General features: G+C 66.5%; 16 protein-coding genes and 1 tRNA gene. 8 read left to right on the forward strand and 9 right to left on the reverse strand.

Features of this window, described 5'->3' with window-relative positions; translation table 11 throughout:
- Positions 1 to 55 precede the first annotated feature (55 nt).
- Together topA and J2X37_RS08785 are read left to right on the forward strand one after the other, a co-directional pair.
- Positions 56 to 2,659: a type I DNA topoisomerase gene (topA, locus tag J2X37_RS08780; RefSeq protein ID WP_310020109.1), complete on the forward strand. Its 2,604-nt coding sequence runs from the start codon at positions 56 to 58 to the stop codon at positions 2,657 to 2,659.
- Positions 2,660 to 2,709: 50 nt separating this feature from the next.
- Positions 2,710 to 4,206, forward strand: coding sequence for an MFS transporter (locus J2X37_RS08785; RefSeq protein WP_310020111.1), 1,497 nt, complete (start codon positions 2,710 to 2,712; stop codon positions 4,204 to 4,206).
- Here the strand turns inward: J2X37_RS08785 and J2X37_RS08790 are convergent, their stop codons facing one another.
- The 4 genes from J2X37_RS08790 to lepB are packed head-to-tail and all read right to left on the reverse strand — an operon-like array spanning position 4,207 to position 7,307.
- Positions 4,207 to 4,836, reverse strand: coding sequence for a hypothetical protein (locus tag J2X37_RS08790; protein WP_310020113.1), 630 nt, complete (start codon positions 4,834 to 4,836; stop codon positions 4,207 to 4,209).
- The gene (gene era / locus J2X37_RS08795; protein WP_310020115.1) at positions 4,833 to 5,762 is read right to left on the reverse strand and encodes a GTPase Era; all 930 of its coding nucleotides are present in this window, start codon (positions 5,760 to 5,762) and stop codon (positions 4,833 to 4,835) included. The genes J2X37_RS08790 and era overlap by 4 nt, the downstream gene beginning before the upstream one ends.
- Positions 5,749 to 6,471 (reverse strand): ribonuclease III, encoded by a 723-nt coding sequence (gene rnc / locus J2X37_RS08800; protein ID WP_404979610.1) that lies wholly within the window; start codon positions 6,469 to 6,471, stop codon positions 5,749 to 5,751. Before rnc ends, era begins: the two co-directional genes overlap by 14 nt.
- Positions 6,426 to 7,307 carry a signal peptidase I gene (gene lepB / locus J2X37_RS08805; RefSeq protein ID WP_310020117.1) on the reverse strand — a complete coding sequence of 294 codons (882 nt, stop codon included), beginning with the start codon at positions 7,305 to 7,307 and terminating at the stop codon, positions 6,426 to 6,428. Before lepB ends, rnc begins: the two co-directional genes overlap by 46 nt.
- Before the next feature lie 93 nt (positions 7,308 to 7,400).
- On the opposite strand from lepB, the gene pgi reads away from it, so the two are divergent.
- A complete protein-coding gene (gene pgi, locus J2X37_RS08810; RefSeq protein ID WP_310020119.1) occupies positions 7,401 to 8,933 on the forward strand; it encodes a glucose-6-phosphate isomerase in 1,533 nt (510 codons plus the stop codon).
- 89 nt (positions 8,934 to 9,022) lie between these two features.
- Complete coding sequence (gene gorA, locus J2X37_RS08815; protein ID WP_310020122.1) at positions 9,023 to 10,369, forward strand: glutathione-disulfide reductase; 1,347 nt, start codon at positions 9,023 to 9,025, stop codon at positions 10,367 to 10,369.
- Between the two features lie 59 nt (positions 10,370 to 10,428).
- Here the strand turns inward: gorA and J2X37_RS08820 are convergent, their stop codons facing one another.
- Entirely contained in the window at positions 10,429 to 10,794 is a 366-nt protein-coding gene (locus tag J2X37_RS08820) for a hypothetical protein (RefSeq protein WP_310020124.1), read from the reverse strand.
- A 180-nt stretch (positions 10,795 to 10,974) separates the two neighbouring features.
- On the opposite strand from J2X37_RS08820, the gene J2X37_RS08825 reads away from it, so the two are divergent.
- The gene (locus tag J2X37_RS08825) at positions 10,975 to 14,373 is read left to right on the forward strand and encodes an acyl-[ACP]--phospholipid O-acyltransferase (protein WP_310020126.1); all 3,399 of its coding nucleotides are present in this window, start codon (positions 10,975 to 10,977) and stop codon (positions 14,371 to 14,373) included.
- A gap of 101 nt (positions 14,374 to 14,474) precedes the next feature.
- Here the strand turns inward: J2X37_RS08825 and J2X37_RS08830 are convergent, their stop codons facing one another.
- Positions 14,475 to 14,621 carry a hypothetical protein gene (locus J2X37_RS08830; RefSeq protein WP_310020128.1) on the reverse strand — a complete coding sequence of 49 codons (147 nt, stop codon included), beginning with the start codon at positions 14,619 to 14,621 and terminating at the stop codon, positions 14,475 to 14,477.
- Between the two features lie 334 nt (positions 14,622 to 14,955).
- Here J2X37_RS08830 and J2X37_RS08835 point away from each other — a divergent pair, with 334 nt between their 5' ends.
- Complete coding sequence (locus J2X37_RS08835; protein ID WP_310020130.1) at positions 14,956 to 15,885, forward strand: acyltransferase; 930 nt, start codon at positions 14,956 to 14,958, stop codon at positions 15,883 to 15,885.
- A gap of 4 nt (positions 15,886 to 15,889) precedes the next feature.
- Here the strand turns inward: J2X37_RS08835 and J2X37_RS08840 are convergent.
- A tRNA-Arg gene (locus tag J2X37_RS08840) sits at positions 15,890 to 15,966 on the reverse strand.
- Positions 15,967 to 16,086: 120 nt separating this feature from the next.
- Between J2X37_RS08840 and J2X37_RS08845 the strand changes: the two genes are divergently transcribed.
- A complete protein-coding gene (locus J2X37_RS08845; RefSeq protein WP_310020364.1) occupies positions 16,087 to 16,812 on the forward strand; it encodes a queuosine precursor transporter in 726 nt (241 codons plus the stop codon).
- Positions 16,813 to 16,816: 4 nt separating this feature from the next.
- Here J2X37_RS08845 and J2X37_RS08850 read toward each other — a convergent pair whose 3' ends face one another.
- Together J2X37_RS08850 and J2X37_RS08855 are read right to left on the reverse strand one after the other, a co-directional pair.
- Positions 16,817 to 17,005 (reverse strand): PspC domain-containing protein, encoded by a 189-nt coding sequence (locus J2X37_RS08850; protein WP_310020132.1) that lies wholly within the window; start codon positions 17,003 to 17,005, stop codon positions 16,817 to 16,819.
- Positions 17,002 to 17,142 carry a hypothetical protein gene (locus J2X37_RS08855; protein WP_310020134.1) on the reverse strand — a complete coding sequence of 47 codons (141 nt, stop codon included), beginning with the start codon at positions 17,140 to 17,142 and terminating at the stop codon, positions 17,002 to 17,004. The genes J2X37_RS08850 and J2X37_RS08855 overlap by 4 nt, the downstream gene beginning before the upstream one ends.
- A gap of 220 nt (positions 17,143 to 17,362) precedes the next feature.
- Between J2X37_RS08855 and recF the strand changes: the two genes are divergently transcribed.
- Positions 17,363 to 18,445, forward strand: a complete 1,083-nt coding sequence (gene recF / locus J2X37_RS08860; RefSeq protein ID WP_310020137.1) for a DNA replication/repair protein RecF — start codon at positions 17,363 to 17,365, stop codon at positions 18,443 to 18,445.
- Positions 18,446 to 18,454: the final 9 nt, after the last annotated feature.

An 18,454-nucleotide genomic window follows, 5' to 3' on the forward strand; every position in this document is an offset into this window, starting at 1 on the left:
TTCGCGCGTACACGTGTAAGGGGCCTTCGCGGCCAACGGGGTTTCAAGTTCTGCAATGCAACTGGTAATCGTCGAATCGCCTGCCAAGGCGAAGACCATCGAGAAGTATCTGGGCGCCGACTACAAGGTCCTCGCCAGCTATGGCCATGTCCGCGACCTGCCGCCCAAGGACGGCTCGGTCCGCCCGGACGAGAATTTCGCGATGGACTGGGAGCTCTACGGCGACAAGCAGAAACAGGTCCGCGCGATCACCGACGCCGCAAAGCAGGCCGATCGCCTGATCCTCGCCACCGACCCGGACCGCGAGGGGGAGGCGATCTCGTGGCACGTCCAGGAGCTGCTCGCCAAGCGCAAGGCGCTGCCCAAGGAAGTCGAGCGGGTGACCTTCAACGCCATCACCAAGAAGGCGGTGACCGACGCGATGGCCGCGCCTCGCCAGCTCGACCGCGACCTGATCGACGCGTACCTCGCTCGCCGCGCGCTCGACTACCTGTTCGGCTTCACCCTCTCTCCCGTGCTCTGGCGCAAGCTGCCCGGCGCGAAGTCGGCGGGCCGCGTGCAGTCGGTCGCCCTGCGCCTGATCGTGGAGCGCGAGCGCGAGATCGAGGCGTTCACGCCGCAGGAATACTGGAACGTGCTCGCCCATCTCGAACATGACGGGACGACGTTCGACGCAAGGCTCGTCCGCTTCGAGGGCGAGAAGCTGGACCGGCTGAGCCTTGGCGAAGAGGGCGTGGCCCTGCGCGCGAAGCAGGCGGTCGAGGACGGGCTGTTCACGGTCGAGAACGTCGAGACCAAGCCGCAGCGCCGCAACCCGGCCCCGCCGTTCACCACGAGCACGCTGCAGCAGGAAGCCGCGCGCAAGCTTGGCTATTCGGCCAGCCACACGATGCGGCTGGCCCAGGGCCTCTATGAACAGGGCGCGATCACCTACATGCGGACCGACGGCGTGCAGATGGACCCGAGCGCGATCAGCGCGGCGCGCAAGGCGATCAGCGACCGTTTTTCGGGCCACTACCTGCCCGAAAGCCCCCGCATCTACCAGACCAAGGCCAAGAACGCGCAGGAAGCGCACGAAGCCATCCGCCCCACCGATTTCAGCAAGGAGCGGGCCGGGCAGGGTGATGCGGGCAAGCTCTACGACCTCATCTACAAGCGCGCGATGGCGAGCCAGATGGCCAGCGCCGCGCTGGAACGCACGACCGTCACCCTGCGCGACGGGACCGGTCAGCACGAACTGCGCGCCACCGGTCAGGTCGTGAAGTTTCCCGGCTTCCTCGCCGTCTATGAAGAAGGTCTCGACCAGAAGGGCGAGGACGACGAGGAGGGCCTGCTGCCCTTCATGAAGGCGGGCGACCGTCCGGCGAAGAAGGGTGTCGAGGCGACTCAGCACTTCACCCAGCCGCCGCCGCGCTTTTCCGAAGCCAGCCTCGTCAAGCGGATGGAGGAGCTGGGCATCGGGCGTCCTTCGACATACGCCTCCGTCATCCAGGTGCTGAAGGACCGCAATTACGTTCGGACCGAGAAAAACCGTTTCTTTGCAGAGGATTCGGGGCGGCTTCTCACCTCGTTTCTCGAACGCTATTTCGAACGCTACGTCGCCTACGACTTCACCGCCGGGATGGAGGAGGAGCTGGACGACGTCTCGGGCGGCCGTGCCGACTGGCAGGCGGTGCTGGATGCGTTCTGGCGCGACTTCAAGCCCAAGTCCGACGAGGTGATGGAGCAGAAGCCTTCGGAAATCATCGAGCAGCTCGATGCCTTCCTGCAGGACTATCTCTTCCCGCCGCGTGCCGACGACAGCGACCCGCGCGCCTGCCCGCTCTGCGCCGAGGCCGGGCGCGACCATGGCCGTCTGAGCCTTCGCGGCAGTCGCAACGGTCCGTTCATCGGCTGCTCCAACTATCCCGAATGCAAGTTCACCCGCGGCTTCGGGCAACCGGGAGCAGATGGCGACGGCGGGAGTGACGGCGTCATCGGCCAGCACCCCGAAACCGGCGAGGATATCCTCCGCAAGACCGGGCGCTTCGGCCCCTACATCCAGATGGGCGAGGGCAAGGAGGCGGCGCGCGCGTCGATCCCCAACGATATTCCCGAACTCGATCTCGACTGGGCGGTCAGGCTGCTTTCGTTGCCGCGCATTGTCGGCGCCCATCCCGAAACAGGCAAGGAAATCGAAGCGAACATAGGACGTTACGGGCCATACCTGCGCCACGATGGCAAGTATGCGAAACTCGCCAACACTGCCGAGGTCTTCGATACCGGCATGAACGCGGCCGTCACCATGCTGGCCGAGGCGCAGAACCGGGGCGGGCGGGGCGAGCGGACCAAGGCGGAACCGCTCAAGACGTTCGGCGCGCACCCCGAAAGCGGCGGCGAGATGAAGCTGCTGTCGGGCCGCTACGGGCCTTACGTCACCGACGGCACCACCAATGCCACGATCCCGCGCGACATGAAGCCGGAAGACGTGACCGAAGAGGACGCGGTGCGCCTGATCAGCGAACGGGCCGCCAAGGCCCCGGCGAAGAAGGGCAAGAAGAAAGCCGCGCCCAAGAAGGCTGCTGCCAGGAAGGCCCCTACAAAGAAGGCGGCTGCAAAGAAGGCGGCTGCAAAGAAGCCGGCGGCGAAGAAGGCGAAGGCCGACGCAGCGGACACCTGATGCGACACGCGCGCGTGGAACCGCAACCAGCGGGATCGCGTTGAGCGGCCATGCTGCGATCGCGAAGTGATGACGAAGGGGCCGGTGACGGGCAGGACCTGGCGCGAGCCGGCCCACCCGACGCGTCGGCTCCCGTCGATCCGGCGGGCACTTCGCCCGCGGCGCAATCCGCGGACGACGGGCTGCCGATGCCGCGCCGCTTCTGGGCCATCGTCGCGATCTCGTTCGGAACCGCTCTGGTCGTCGTCGACGGGGCCATCGCCAACGTCGCACTTCCGACCATTTCGCGCGAACTGAACGTCAACGCAGGCGCGGTCACGTCGGTCATCACCATCTACCAGCTGGTCATGGTCATGGGCCTGCTGCCGTTCGCCAACCTTGGCGACCGCATCGGGCTGCGCAAGATGTACCAGCTAGGACAGCTGCTCTTCTGCGCAACCTCGGCGCTGTGCTTCTTCGCCACCAGCTTTCCACTCCTGCTCCTGCTGCGGGCGGGGCAGGCGCTGGGCGCGGGCATGGCGCTTTCGGTGGCCGCGGCCCTGATCCGCGAGATATATCCCTCGAAGAGCCTCGGCACCGGGCTCGGCGTCAATGCGGTCATCGTCGCATCGAGCTATGCCATAGCGCCAACCATCGGCGGCTTCATTACCGAGCATCTGTCATGGCAGATGGTGTTCATCGTCGGCGCCCCCCTCGCAATCATTTCGCTCCTGCTCGGCGGCGCGCTGCCCGCCGTCGCACCCCGCACGGTGCGCAGCGACTGGCTGAGCAGCATCTGGAGCGCGGCGACCGTGGCGCTGGTCATCGGCGGCATCCAGATCGGCACCCACGGGCATGCCGTGGCCGGCACCGTTCTGGCCATTTTCGGGGTCGTTTCGGGCGCATTTCTCTACCACCGCGAGGCGGGGCGAACCGCACCTGTCGTTCCCGTCGACCTTCTCGCCAACAAGGCGCTGGGCTTTACCGCGCTGGCGGGTTTCATCGTCTTCGTCGCGTCGGGCGCGCTGACGGTTTCGCTGCCTTTCCGGCTGGAGCAGGGGATGGGCTATTCGCCCGAAGAGGTCGGGCTGCTGTTCGCCCCGTTCCCGCTGACGATGCTTTTCGTCGCGCCTGCCGCGGGCTGGCTGTCGGACCGCATCGCGCCGACCAAGCTGGGCGTGGTCGGCATGGCGCTGGCGGTCGCCGGCCTGCTGTCGCTCGCCTGGATGCCCGATCCGGCCAGCCCGCTCGACATTGGCTGGCGGCTGGTGCTGACCGCGCTGGGATATGGCCTGTTCGTGTCGCCCAATTCGCGGCTGCTGATCGGTGCCGCGCCCCGCGAAAGATCGGCGGCCGCGGGCGGGCTGCTTTCCACCGTGCGCTTGCTGGGCCAGACGATGGCCGCGGCGATCGTCGGCATGATGCTGACGCTGGGCGTCGGTACCGGGCCGGTGCCGATGCTGTTCGCGGCAGTCCTGGGCGTTGTCGCGGCGCTGTGTTCGCTGGCCCGCTTCCAGTCCTCCCGCGCGCTGGGCGGCGAAAGGGCTGCGGCCTCGCTTCGCGCCTGATCAGGCGGCGACGAAAGCGCGCGCCTCCGCGCTGCGTTCGCGGGCGGCGGGGGATAGCCTCTCGAGCATGGTCTGCACGAAAGCGCGCTCCTCATCCTTGTCGGCAAAGGCACTTTTCAGCACGACGAAAGTGGTCATGTCGGCCACGACCGTCCACGCGGTGGGGGCTTCGACCAGTTCGGCGATGAACGGCCAGCCGATCGCGTAGCTCATCCGCTCGTTGCTCGCTTCGAGCATCGTGTCGGTCAACCGGAAGGTGACCGTCGTGCGAGCCGGCATCCCGCGCTCGTACATTCCGAAGAGGTAACGACGGTGGTAGGACCGGGCCCACATCCGCAGGCCAACCGCATACCCTATGAGGGCAAGGGCGGTGGTGACGGCCGATCCCAGGCCCATAAAGACGATGCCCAGCGCCGGATTGATGAAGAACATCGCGGCGTTGATCGTCTGCTCCAGCGTGAGTCCCAGGACGTAGCCGGCGAGCGCGCCGCCCAGCGGTATCCAGGTCAAGAACGACATCCTGCCGACCGCACGGGCGTGCGCGGCCTGCGCCGCGTCCACGGACTGCTGCGGCGTAATCTCGAAGCGGACTTCGGATGGCGCGGCGGCCTCCGTCGCCGCTTCGCTCACTTGACCCAGTCCAGTCCCAGCACCTCATAGAACTCCCGGTTGTCGGCCCAGTTCTCCTCCACCTTGACGTGGAGGAACAGGTGGACCTTCTGCCCGAGAAGTTCTGACAATTCCTTGCGAGCCGCCTCGCCGATAGCCTTGATCCGCGATCCGCCCTTGCCCAGCACGATGGCCTTCTGCGTGTCGCGACCGACGACGATCTGCTGCCGGATCTCGACCGAACCGTCGGTGTTTTCCTTGTAGGCCTCTGGCCGGACCGCGCTGTCGTAGGGCAGTTCGTCGCGCAGCTGGAGATAGAGCTGCTCGCGCGTGACTTCGGCGGCGAGCAGGCGCTCCGACGCGTCGGACACCTGGTCTTCGGGATAGAGCCACGGGCCTGCGGGCATCAGCGAGGCGAGGTGCGCCTTCAAATCCGGCACGCCGTCGCCGGTGAGGGCGGAGACGAAGAACACCTCGGCGAAGTCGCACTTGGCCGAAAGGTCCTGCGCGAGCGTCAACAGTTCGTCCTTGCGACTGACATCCACCTTGTTGAGCACCAGCAGCTTGCGCTCCTTGCGGTGCGACAGCGTCTCGATCAGCGGTTCCAGCTCGTGCCGGCGCAGCTTCACGCTGTCGACCACCAGCATGATCGCATCGGCAGCCTCCGCGCCTTCCCAGGCGGCCGACACCATCGCCCGGTCGAGCCGGCGCTTGGGCGCGAAGATCCCCGGGGTGTCGGCCAGCACGATCTGCACCTCGCCATGCAAGGCGATGCCGAGCAGGCGTGCGCGCGTCGTCTGCGCCTTGGGGCTGGTGATCGCCACCTTCTGGCCGACGAGCGCGTTGACCAGCGTCGACTTGCCCGCGTTCGGCGCGCCGATCACCGCGACCACGCCGCAGCGGGTCGCCTCGTTCACCGGTTCGCCCGCGTCTTCATCCATGTTCATCGAGAAACCTCTGCGCCGCGTTCGTTTCGGCCTGTTGCTTGGAGTCGCCTTCGCCGGTCATCTCGCCCACGCCCTTGACGCTGACCTTCACGGTAAAGCGCGAGGCGTGGTCGGGGCCGGAACGGTCGACCAGTTCGTATTCGGGCGGCTTGCGGCGATTGCCGGCCGCCCATTCCTGCAGCGCCGACTTGGGGTGCTTCTTCTGTCCCGCGCGGCCTTCGACCGCGTCGCCGAACCAGTTGCGCACCATGCCCCGCGCCGTATCGAAGCCGTGATCGAGCAGGCAGGCGCCGATCAGCGATTCGATGATGTCGCCCAGGATGTTGTCGCTCTCGAGACCGCCGTCGGCCCGCGCCTGCTTGCCCAGCCGCATGTGGCTGCGCAGGTCGATCTGCCGGGCGATCTGCGCGCAGCTTTCGCGGCTGACCAGCACGTTGAGGCGCTGCGACAGCTTGCCTTCGGCGGCGTCGTTGCGCTCGTACAGCCATTCGGCGATGACGAGGCCGAGCACCCGGTCACCCAGGAACTCCAGCCGCTGGTAGTCGAAATCGTCGCCGGTGCTGCCGTGGGTCAGCGCCTCCAGCCAGAGCGCCATGTCGCCGGGTGGCCGCCCCGCCTGCCGGGCCAGCCAGTCGAGCGTATCTTCGTGCAGCGTCATGGCGATCAGAACGTGCCGCCGATGCGGTTCCAGCGCGCGGCGGTGAACCATGTCCACGGAGCCAGCCACTGCGCCGAGCCGTCTGTCGACCACATCATTACCGTGGCCCGGCCGACGAGGTTCTCCATCGGCACCATCGCGATGCCGCGGCCGACTTCGGCCGGGAAGCGGCTGTCCTCGGAATTGTCGCGGTTGTCGCCCATCATAAAGACGTGGCCCTGGGGCACGGTGAAGACCGGGGTATCGTCCTGCGGCGTGGTGGTCAGGTCCAGCACCTCGTACTGCACCCCCTCGGGCAGGGTCTCGCGGTAGCGGGGGTAGCGGCACGACAGGTTGGCGTCGATGTCGCGGTCCTCGAACTGCGCGCCGGCACAGGGGCTCGGTCGCCCGTCGAGCGCCGCGGCATCGATCATGTTCTGCGTCACCGGCTGCACGAAATCGTCGATCCGCTCCTTGGGCACGGGGGCGCCGTTGATGAACAGCACGCCGCCCTGCATCTGGATCTGGTCGCCGGGCAGGCCGATGACCCGCTTGATGTAGTCGAGCTTCTGCGTCGGCGGGGCCTTGAACACCACGACGTCGCCGCGATCGGGCGTGCTGGCCATGATCCGCCCCGGAATCAGCGGCAGGTCGAACGGCAGCGAATAGCGGGTGTAGCCGTAGGACCATTTCGACGCGAGCAGGTAGTCGCCGATCAGCAGCCGCGGCAGCATCGATTCCGACGGGATCGAGAATGGCGAGAAGACGAAGCTGCGAAAGATGAAGACGACCAGTGCCAGCTTCAGCAGGAAGACGGGAAAGCTGTCTTCCTTCTTCTCCTTCGTGGCGGGCGCGCCGGGGGTGTCCTGCGCCGCGAGGTCGTGTTTCCTGCCAAGCTTGAATCGCATTAAAAGGCTTTCGTCCGTGCCTACTGGTATCGCCCGGCGGCATAGGGCACTAGGCCGGTGTTGCAAAGCGAAACGAAGGACCCGCACGCCCCCATGACCGATACCGACGCCCGCTGGAGCGACCTTGCCGCCATGCCGCGGCAAACCTTGCAGGACCTGTTCGCGGCCGATGACGACCGGGTGCGGCGATTTTCCGGAACGCTGGCGATCCCGGGCGGCGACATCCTGTTCGACTGGTCGAAGACGCACTTGTCCGACGCGCTTGTCGCCGGGTTCGAGGGGCTGGCCCGCGACGCCGGGTTCGACGGCGCGCGCGAGGTGCTTTTGAGCGGCGGGATCGCCAATCCGACGGAGGGCCGCGCGGCCGAGCACACCGCCCAGCGCGGCATCGGCGCCGATGCCAGCGTGGCCGAGGCGGATGTCCTGCACATGCGCATGCGCGGGCTGGTCGAGGCTATTCACGAGGGGATGCTGGGAGAGGTCAGGCATCTGATCCACATCGGCATCGGCGGCTCCGCGCTCGGCCCGGCGCTGGCGATCGACGCGCTGGCCCGGCCGACGGCGGAATGGCGCGCGCCGGTCGACGTTCATGTCGTCTCGAACATCGACGGCAACGCGCTCGAAGCCGCGTTCGAGGCATGCGACCCGGCAAAGACGATGATCGCGGTCGCATCGAAGACTTTTACCACCATCGAGACGATGACCAACGCCGCCAGCGCGATTCAGTGGCTGGAGGAATCGGGTGTTTCCGATCCTTATGGCCGGGTCGTCGCCCTGACCGCCGCGCCGGACAGGGCGGTGGAGTGGGGCGTCGACGAAACCCGCGTCCTGCCTTTCTCCGAAAGCGTCGGCGGGCGCTACTCGCTGTGGTCGTCGATCGGCTTCCCGGTGGCGATGGCGCTGGGCTGGGACGGCTTTGCCGCGATGCTGGAGGGGGCTGTGGCGGTCGACCGGCATTTTGCCGATACCGACGGCTTCGCCAACCTGCCGCTGCGCGCCGCCTTTGCCGACCTGATGTACGTGCAGCTGCGTGGCTGCCAGACGCGGGCGACTTTCGCCTACGACGAGAGGCTGGCCTTGTTTCCCGATTACCTGCAGCAGCTGGAAATGGAATCGAACGGCAAGTCGGTGACCGCCGACGGCAAGCCGCTCCACCGGCCCAGCGCGCCGATCACCTGGGGCGGGACGGGCACCGACGCGCAGCACGCTGTGTTCCAGCTGCTGCACCAGGGCACGGTCGAAGTGCCGGTCGATTTCATCGCGGTGAAGGCCCCTGGTCACGACCTCGATCCCGAACATCACACGATCCTGCTGACCAACTGTTTCGCGCAAGGGGCGGCGCTGATGGCGGGGAAGGACAGCATCGATGCCGCCCGCGCCTATCCGGGCAACCGCCCGTCGGCGACGATCCTGTGCGAGGCGCTGACCCCGGCAACACTGGGCGCGCTGATCGCGTTTCACGAACATCGCACGTTCGCCAACGCCGTCCTGATCGAGATCAATCCCTTCGACCAGTTCGGCGTCGAACTGGGCAAGCAGATCGCCAACCAGATCGCGGCGGGAGCGGGCGCGGGTTTCGATCCGAGCACCGAGGCGCTGCTGGCGGCGGCGGGGCTCAAGGACTGAAACCTGTACGCTCCGCCGCCTTGCGCCAGCGGGCCTGCGGCCTATCTGGGTCGGGCACGATCACGCGGACGCGACGCTAGGAGTAAGGCATGCCCGAATACGAATACGACCTTTTCGTGATCGGGGCAGGCTCCGGCGGCGTCCGCGCATCGCGGGTGGCGGCGGCGCACGGCGCGAAAGTCGCGGTTGCCGAGGAGTACCGCGTCGGCGGCACCTGCGTCATCCGTGGCTGCGTGCCCAAGAAGCTGCTCGTCTACGGCAGCCACTTCGCCGAGGACCTCGAGGACGCGGAAAACTACGGCTGGTCGTTCGAGGGCGCCTCGTTCGACTGGGGGCGCCTGCGCGATCATGTCCTGCGCGATGTCGACCGGTTGAACGGGCTCTACGAAAAAACGCTCGAAAGCCACAAGGTCGAGCGGATCATGGAACGGGCAACGGTGACCGGCCCGCATTCGGTCAAGCTCGCGTCGGGCCGCGAGGTGGCGGCGAAATACATTCTCGTCGCGGTCGGCGGCTGGCCCTTCGTGCCCGAGTTCGAAGGGTCCGAACACTGCATCACCTCGAACGAGGTGTTCCATCTCGACAAGCTGCCCAAGCGCCTGGTGATCGCCGGCGCAGGCTATATCGCGCTGGAATTCGCCGGAATTTTCAACGCGCTGGGCTGCCACGTCACGGTGGTCAACCGGTCGAACGTGATCCTGCGCGGTTATGACGAAGCCTTGCGCGACCGGCTGTTGCAGATCACCATGAGCCGGGGCATCGAATACAAGTTCCATTGCCCGTTCCAGAAGATCGAACGGCGCGAGGACGGTGCGCTCGACGTCCATCTGGAAGGGCAGGATCCGATCGTCGCGGACCAGGTGCTGGTAGCCACCGGTCGCAAGCCGAACACCGCCGGCCTGGGCTTGGAGACCGCGGGCATCGCGCTGGGCGAAAAGGGCGAAATCCCGGTCGACGAATATTCGAAGACGAGCTGCGACAGCATCTATGCCGTCGGCGACGTCACCGACCGGGTACAGCTCACCCCGGTCGCGATCCGCGAGGGGCAGGCCTTTGCCGACACCGTCTTCGGCGACAAGCCCACCAAGGTCGACCACAGCTGCGTGCCGAGCGCGGTCTTTTCGCAGCCGCCGCTGGCGGGCGTGGGGCTGACAGAGGGCGAGGCGCGGAACAGCTACGGGAACATCCGCGTCTATTCGTCCGACTTCCGACCGATGAAGAACGTCTTCGCCAACCGGGCCGAGCGCGGGCTCTACAAGCTGATCTGCGAGGAGCCTTCGGGCAGGGTGCTGGGCCTGCACATGATCGGGCCGGAGGCGCCGGAAATCCTGCAGGCCGCCGCCATCGCGGTGCGCGCCGGTCTCACCAAGGCGGACTTCGACGCGACCGTCGCGCTGCATCCGTCGATGGCCGAGGAACTGGTGCTGATGAAATGACGTAAAGCGCCGCCCGTTTCCCTGCGGAAGCGAGCGGCGTAGTAAAAGTCAGGCTCCCGTCAGCCGTTGACGTCGGCACTCAGGTAGACGCGGTAGACACCGGCCTCGACATCCATGGCGCAAGTGAAGCGGGCCAGCATCGCGGCCTGGAATTCAGCGGTAGTCAGGTCAGCGTTCGCCGCGACGCGGGCATCCACGTCGCCGCGCTGGCGGCTGATTTCCTGGGACAGGGCCGACTGGCAAAGGCCCTTGTTCTTGAAGCCGTCGGGGTTGGCCTGATTGACCATGCCTCCGGGGCCGTCACCCGTCGGGTGGTTGGCCATGGCTATGCCGGGCATCATCAGGGCGGTGGCGGCAGCGATGGCCGCAATTGCCTTTTTCATGTCATCATCCCTTCGTGTCGTCCGCCTGTCGCGGACCGTCATGGAGGGGCAATCTGTGCGGGGGCGACACAGTTCCGCCGAATGGGTCGAGGCGTGCCGCTGACGCGACCGTCCCACACTCAACGCGCCGGGCTCACAGCGCCTTAACCCATGACCGGCTAGCGCGATTGCCGGACATGACCTAACCATGCCCGTATCCGCGCACTGCCGAGAGGGGGATCGATGGCCGCGCCTGACCTGTCACTGCTGGCCAAGCGCCGGTTCGGACCGATCTTCGCGGTCCAGTTCCTGGGTGCCTTCAACGACAACCTGCTGAAGTTCGCGCTGCTGTTCCTTGCCAGCTTCACCGTCTTTGCCGCGGAGCCCGGCAAGGCGGAGATCTTGGCGACGGTGTCGACCGGGCTTTTCATCCTGCCCTACTTCCTGTTTTCGGCGGTGGCCGGGCAAGTTGCCGACACGATAGACAAGGCAAGGCTCGTCCGCTGGGTCAAGGCGGCGGAAATCGCGATCATGGGGCTGGGGTTGGCGGGGTTCTGGTTCCAGTCCATCCCCGTCCTGCTTCTAGCCCTGTTCTGCATGGGCGTGCATTCGACCTTCTTCGGCCCGGTCAAGTATTCGATCCTGCCGCAGCATCTGGGCCGGGGCGAGGTGATGGGCGGCACCGGCCTGATCGAGGCGGGCACCTTCGTCGCGATCCTGGGCGGGCAGTTGCTGGCGGGGCTGGTCCCGCCGTGGGAAAGCGGGCTCATCGCCACCGGCCTCGCCTTCGTCGGACTGATCGCCGCCTTCGCCGTTCCCTCCGCCCCGCCGATCCGGGCGCCGCACCGCGTCGATCGCAACCTGTGGCGCGCGACGGTGCATATCCTTTCCATCGCAAGGGGCGGGCGCGGGGTCTGGCTGGCGATTCTCGGCATCAGCTGGTTCTTCGCCTGCGGCGCGGTCATCGTGTCCGAATTCGCGCCATTGGTCAGCGGCACCCTGAACGCGAGGCAGGAGGTGGTGACGCTGTTCCTGATCGTCTTCTCGCTGTTCGTCGCGCTTGGCTCACTGCTGGTCAACCGGCTGTTGAAGGGGGAGGTTTCCGCCCGCTTCGTGCCAGTCTCCGCCGTTCTGCTCGCGCTGGGGCTGATCGACCTGTTCTTCTCCACCCGCGGTTACGGTCCGGGCGTGCCGGGCGCCACCATCCGGCAATTCCTCGACGCGCCCGGGTCGTGGCGCATCCTGTTCGATCTCGCGGTGATCGCGCTGGCGGGCGGCATGTTCATCGTGCCGCTTTACGCCATCCTGCAGGTTCATTCCGATCCCGATCAGCGCTCGCGCGTCATCGCGGCCAACAACATCGTCAACGCGGGGGTGACCGTGGCCTTGGTCGCGGTGATGACCGGGTTGCTCGCCGCCGGCCTCGACGTTCCCGCCTTGATGGGCGTGCTGGGCGTGCTGACGCTGGTGATGGCGGCGATCTCGATCTGGTTGCTGCCCGAATACCTGTTCAAGCAGGTCATGGCCTTCGTCCTGCGCACGCTTTATCGCGTCGAGGTCAACGGCATCGAGAACATGCCCAAGCCGGGCGAACGGGCCGTGGTGGTGGTCAACCACTTGTCGTTCCTCGACGGCGTGCTGCTAGGCGCGTTCCTGCCCGGCAAGCCGACCTTCGCCGTCCACACCGCCATCGCGCGCAACCTGTGGCTGAAGCCGTTCTTCAAGCTGTTCGAGATCTTCCCGGTCGACCCGACGAACCCGATGTCGGCCAAGGCGATGGTGAAGGCGGTGCGGGAGGGGCGGACGCTGGTGATCTTTCCCGAAGGCCGCATCACCGTCACCGGCGCGCTGATGAAGGTGTTCGACGGCCCCGGCATGGTGGCGGACAAGGCCGATGCGCCGATCGTCCCGGTGCGACTGGACGGGCCGCAATATTCGATGTTCAGCCGGATGAAGGGCAAGGTCCGCCGCCGCTGGTTTCCGAAGATCACCATCGATGTCCTGCCGCAACGCCGCTTCGCCATAGAGGGCGAGATGAGCGCGCGCGAACGCCGCGCCATCGCCGGGCGGCGGCTTTACGACGAGATGAGCGGCATGATCTTCGACACGACCGACGTGTCGCGCACGCTCTTCGCCGCCTTGTGCGAGGCGCGCGAACTGCACGGCGGCGGCGCGCTGGTGGTGGAAGACGCAACGCGCAACGCGCTGTCCTTCGACAAGCTGATCGTCGGCGCGTCGCTGCTCGGCAAGCGGCTGGCGCAGGGGACGGACGTGGGCGAGGCGGTCGGCGTTCTGATGCCCAACGTCAACGGCGTCGCGGTCGCCTTCTTCGGATTGCAGGCCACGGGCCGCGTTCCGGCCATGCTGAATTTCACGGCGGGTGAAGCGAACCTGAAATCCGCCTGCGCCACCGCCCGAATCCGCACCATCGTCACCGCTCGCGCCTTCGTCGAGCAGGCGAAGCTGGACGGCGCGATCGTGGCGCTGGAGGGTGAGGGCATCGCCATCCGCTATCTCGAGGACGTGGCGGCCACGATCGAGCCGGACGAGAAGCTTTGGTCGCTGCTGACCGTGGACCGCGTCGAGCGGCGGCACGCCCGGCTCGGCATATCGCCCGACAGTCCCGCCGTCATCCTGTTCACCAGCGGGTCCGAGGGCGTGCCGAAAGGCGTCGTGCTGACTCACCGCAACCTGCTCGCCAACTGCGCGCAGCTCGCCGCCCGGATCGATTTCAACGCCAGCGACGTGGTGCTGAACGCGCTGCCGGTGTTCCACAGCTTCGGCCTGACCGGAGGAACGCTGCTGCCGGTGCTGAACGGGATCCGGACGGTGCTCTATCCCAGCCCGCTGCACTACCGGATCGTTTCGGCGCTGGCCTATGACGCAAACGCGACGATCATGTTCGGCACCGACACCTTCCTGTCGGGCTACGCGCGGATGGCGCATTCCTACGATTTCTATTCGCTGCGCTACGTCTTTGCCGGCGCGGAGAAGGTGCGCGACGAGACCCGTCGCACGTATGCCGACAAGTTCGGGCTGCGCATCCTAGAAGGCTATGGCGCGACCGAGGCGGCGCCGGTCATTGCCGTCAACACGCCGATGCATTTTCGCGCCGGCACGGTCGGCCGCCTGCTGCCCGCGATCGAGGCGAGGGTGGAGCCGGTGCCGGGCATTGACGAAGGTGGACGGTTGTTTATCCGCGGGCCGAACGTGATGGCGGGCTACTACCTGGCCGCCGCGCCGGGCGTGCTGGCACCGCCGAACGGCGGCTGGCACGACACCGGCGACATCGTCACCATCGACGACGAAGGCTTCGTCACGATCCGCGGCCGCGCCAGGCGTTTCGCCAAGCTCGGCGGGGAAATGGTCTCGCTGCCCGCCGTCGAGGGCCATGCCGCGCAGGTCTGGCCCGAAGCGCAGAGCGCCGTGGTCACGCGCCCCGATGCGAAAAAGGGCGAACAGCTTGTCCTCTACACGACGGCCACCGGCGCCGATGCCCGGGCCTTGCAGAAATGGGGCAAGGCGAACGGCGTGGCCGAACTGATGATCCCGCGCGAAATCCGCGTGGTCGAGGCGCTGCCAGTTCTGGGAACGGGCAAGATCGACTACGTCAAGCTGGAGAGGATGGCGCGCGAGAGTTGATGCACTGCCACCTTGCATGGCCATGAACGCGAAAGGCCGCCCAGAAAACCCCGGACGGCCAATCGTTTTTGCAGTGCAGCAAGGTTTGGGGGCCAATCCGATCAGCCGCGAATCAGGCGTTCCCAGAAGCTGGGCGGATCCATCGGCTGCAGTGCGCCGAACTTGTGATAGCGCTGCGATGCATCGGAAAAGGGACGCGGAAGGGTCCACCTGTCGGGCGAACTGCTGCGATAGCTGGGAGTGAACATTTCAACACCTCATGCATTCGTTACTTGTCCGTTAAAATCCGCCATCGCCGAAAAGGTTTCCGGCGTCGAGACGATTAACCAAGGCGAATCGAGCGGGACAGGCGATGAAACGACAGAAAACGGGGCTTGACCGAAGCGTTTCATGGTTAATGGCTTAGCCAGGATTTTTTGCTTAAGTGCCGATTCGGACCGGTTCTCGACAGGAAACGTCCTAGCGGCGCACCGTCCGTCAAGGCCAAGCCTCTCGCCATGGCCGCCATGCCATCATTGCAGCGAATGTGTCGTCGCTCACCACGCTTGAGCCTAGGTCCGCCCCAAGCTAAGCGCCGCGTCCATGAACGGCAGGGTCAGCTATATCGATGGATTGCGCGGCATTGCAGCATTGCTGGTGCTGGCCCAGCATTCGCTCGAAGTCGTCTACCCATGGCTGTTCGCACACGTGAACCTGGGCCGGTTCGGCATCGTCCTGTTCTTTATGATCAGCGGTTTCGTCATCCCGTTCGGCCGCTGGGACAGCGTCGCCCAGTTCGTGCGCTCGCGCGTGTTTCGGCTCTGCCCGGCGCTCTGGCTGTCGGTAGCGGTCGCCGTCGTGCTTGCTGGCGGAGCGCAGCCGGCGACGATCCTGGCCGATCTGGCCATGATGGCGCGCCCGCTCGGCATTCCGTCGCTCAATGGCGCTTACTGGACGCTCAGCTATGAACTGGGCTTCTACGCGGCGGCGATGGTGCTTTTCGCGCTCGGCCAGCTGCGCAATCCGCGGGTCGTCGGCATGCTGGCGCTGCTGCTGCTCTACCATGCGAGCTACGGCGACAACCGGTTCCTCTACTACGCCTGCTTTGCCGGCGGCGCGCTGCTGCGCATGGCCGAAGAGGATGGTTCGGCGCGGACATGGGCGGTGCTCACCACTGTCCTCCTCGTCGCCATCGCGTTCCAGCACGGCACGGGCGTCAACAGCCCGCCGCTGTTCAACGACGTATCGCGTCGTCTTTCGACGGCGCTGCCGATCATTATCTTTGCCGGGGCGGTCATCGTTCGTCCCCATGCCAACGCGGTTCTCGTCTGGTTCGGATCGATCAGCTACTCGGTCTATCTGTTCCAGGGCATCCTGCTCATCCCGCTAATTCCCCTGGCCGCGGTATCGCCGCTGCTGTTCGTGCTCGTCGGCTGCGCAGGCACCATCGGCGTCGCCGCGCTGGTGCACCGCTATGTCGAGCAGCCGTTCATCGCGATGGGGCGACAGCGTCGGCCGATCGCGGCGATCTGAGGATTGGCGCGCCCTGCAGGAGTCGAACCTGCGGCCTCAGGATTAGAAGTCCCGTGCTCTATCCAGCTGAGCTAAGGGCGCGTGCCGGTCGCCATAGCGATCTTTTCGCGGGCCGCAAATCGCGATAGGCACCGCTTCGTGGACAGCGACCCCGAACCAGCCCGCCCGCCGGCCGACTACGGCCACCACCACGCCGCCCGCCTGGACGGGAGCGCGGCCGGGCGCCGCGTCTTCCGCTATTTCGATTTCGTCATGGCGGCTTTCGTCACCGTCCTGCTGCTTTCGAACATCATCGGCGCGTCGAAACGCGCGGTCGTGGACCTGCCCGTGTTTGGCGAATGGTACTTCGGGGCCGGGGTGCTGTTCTTCCCGGTTTCCTACGTCATCGGCGATGTGCTGACCGAGGTCTATGGCTATGCCCGTGCCCGCCGCTGCATCTGGGCCGGTTTTGGCGCATTGATCTTCATGGTGGTGATGGCGGAAATCGTCGTCGCCCTGCCGCCGGCGGACGGATGGCCGTTCCAGTCCGATTACGAGAATGTCTTCGGCCAGGCGTGGCGCATCGCCGGGGCCTCGATCATTGCGTTCTGGGCCGGCGAATTCGTCAATTCGTACGTTCTGGCACGGATGAAGGTGTGGACCGCGGGCAAGGCCCTGTGGAGCCGGACGATCGGCTCGACCGTCGTGGGGCAGGGGGTCGACAGCGCGATCTTCTACCCGCTGGCCTTCCTCGGCACTGTTGGCTGGACGGCGGAGCAAGTGATGTGGGTCGCCCTGACCCAGTGGTTCCTCAAAGTGGCGTGGGAGGCGCTCCTGACACCGGCGACTTATGTCGTGGTCGGCTTCCTCAAGCGGCGCGAAGGGGTCGAGGTGTTCGATACCGACACCGATTTCTCCCCCTTCGCCAAACAGCCCCGCGGGGCCTGACCGCTCACTTCGCGATCAGGCCCACCAGCAGGTAGATCAGCAGCAGCGAGCCGAAACCGGCCAGCGTGCCGACGACCCAGAGCACGCGGACCAGCGTGACGTCCACGCCGAAATAGTCGGCGATCCCGGCGCAGACGCCCATGAGCTTGGCGTTCTGCTTGTCGAGACGGAATTGGGTGGTGACCTGGTTCACGCCGACATCTCCTGCTGCGAGGCGAGCGGCGCGACCGGCTGGACCGGGGCGACGGTCACCGCAATGGCGGCAAAGGTCAGCGCGATGGCGGCGAGACCGGCGGTCATCTGCGAAACGGCGTTCGAAATCTTTTCCATGGTATGTCCCCTTTTTCTGGTTCGAGCGGCCCTTCGGCCGTTCATGCAGGATACGTTGCAGAGACCGTGCCAGTTTCGAAAACGAACAAAAATCAATGACTTGCAATTTTCGCAGTCATGTCGATAAACGATAATATCCCAATCATCGGGGAAAATTGCCAAATTTCGGCATAGTCATTTTCGCTTTGCCGTGTCCCTCTCTCGATCCTAAGCGCAGCCCATGGTCCTCGACCGCATCCGCCTTGCCGATTTCCGCAATCACGCCGCCACCCGGCTGGAGGGGGCGGGGCGGTTCAACCTGCTGATCGGCGCAAACGGTGCAGGCAAGACGAACGTGCTGGAGGCGCTGTCGCTGCTCGCGCCGGGTCGGGGGCTGAGGCGGGCGCAACTGTCCGATATCGCTCGCGAAGTGGCGCATGGCGGATTTGCAGTGGGGGCGGATCTGGTAAGCGGGGTGACGCCGGTTCGGATCGGCACGGCGATGCGGGTGGAAAGCCCCGGCCGGCGCGTGGTGCAGGCCAGCGGCGCGCCGCTTCCTGCCGCACGGCTGGCCGAATGGCTCAGCGTCGGCTGGCTGACCCCGGCGATGGATCGGCTCTTCACCGACAGCGCGGGCGGGCGCCGGCGTTTTCTCGACCGCATGGTGCTGGCGCAGGATCCGGCCCACGCCGTCCATTCGGCTCGCTATGACAAGGCGCTGCGCGAACGCAACCGGTTGATGGGCGGCGATGCTCGCCCCGATTCGCAATGGCTGGATGCACTGGAACGCGAAATGGCCGAAGCCGGCGCCGCCGTCGCCGGTGCCCGCGCCCTGACTGTCGAGCGGCTGCGCGAAGAACTGGCCACCTTGCCCGAGGCGCCCTTTGCCCGGCCCGACCTCCGCGTATCGCCCGCCGCGCCGGCCGATGCCGAAGAACTGGCCGCGCTGTGGCTGAAGGGTCGTGCCGCCGACCGGGCCGCCGGGCGCACGCTGGCCGGGCCGCACCGCGACGACCTGGCCGTGACGATGGCGGGGACGGGACGCGCGGCTGCCGAATGTTCGACCGGCGAGCAGAAGGCGATGCTGATCGCGATGACGCTGGCCCATGCCGGGCTTGCCGCGGGGTCGCGTCCCCTCGTCCTCCTGCTTGACGAAGTGGCCGCGCACCTCGACCCGGTCCGCCGCGCGGTGCTGTACGAACGCCTCGCCGGAACCGGCGCGCAGGTATGGATGACCGGAACCGAGGTCGAGCCGTTCGCCAGCCTGCCCGAGCGTCCCTCCGCCTGGCGCGTGGCGGGCGGGGAGGCGGAGCGCTTCGACTAGGCTGGCGGG

It is taken from the genome of Croceicoccus sp. BE223 (assembly GCF_031457155.1).
In the GTDB taxonomy this organism is placed as follows: domain Bacteria; phylum Pseudomonadota; class Alphaproteobacteria; order Sphingomonadales; family Sphingomonadaceae; genus Croceicoccus.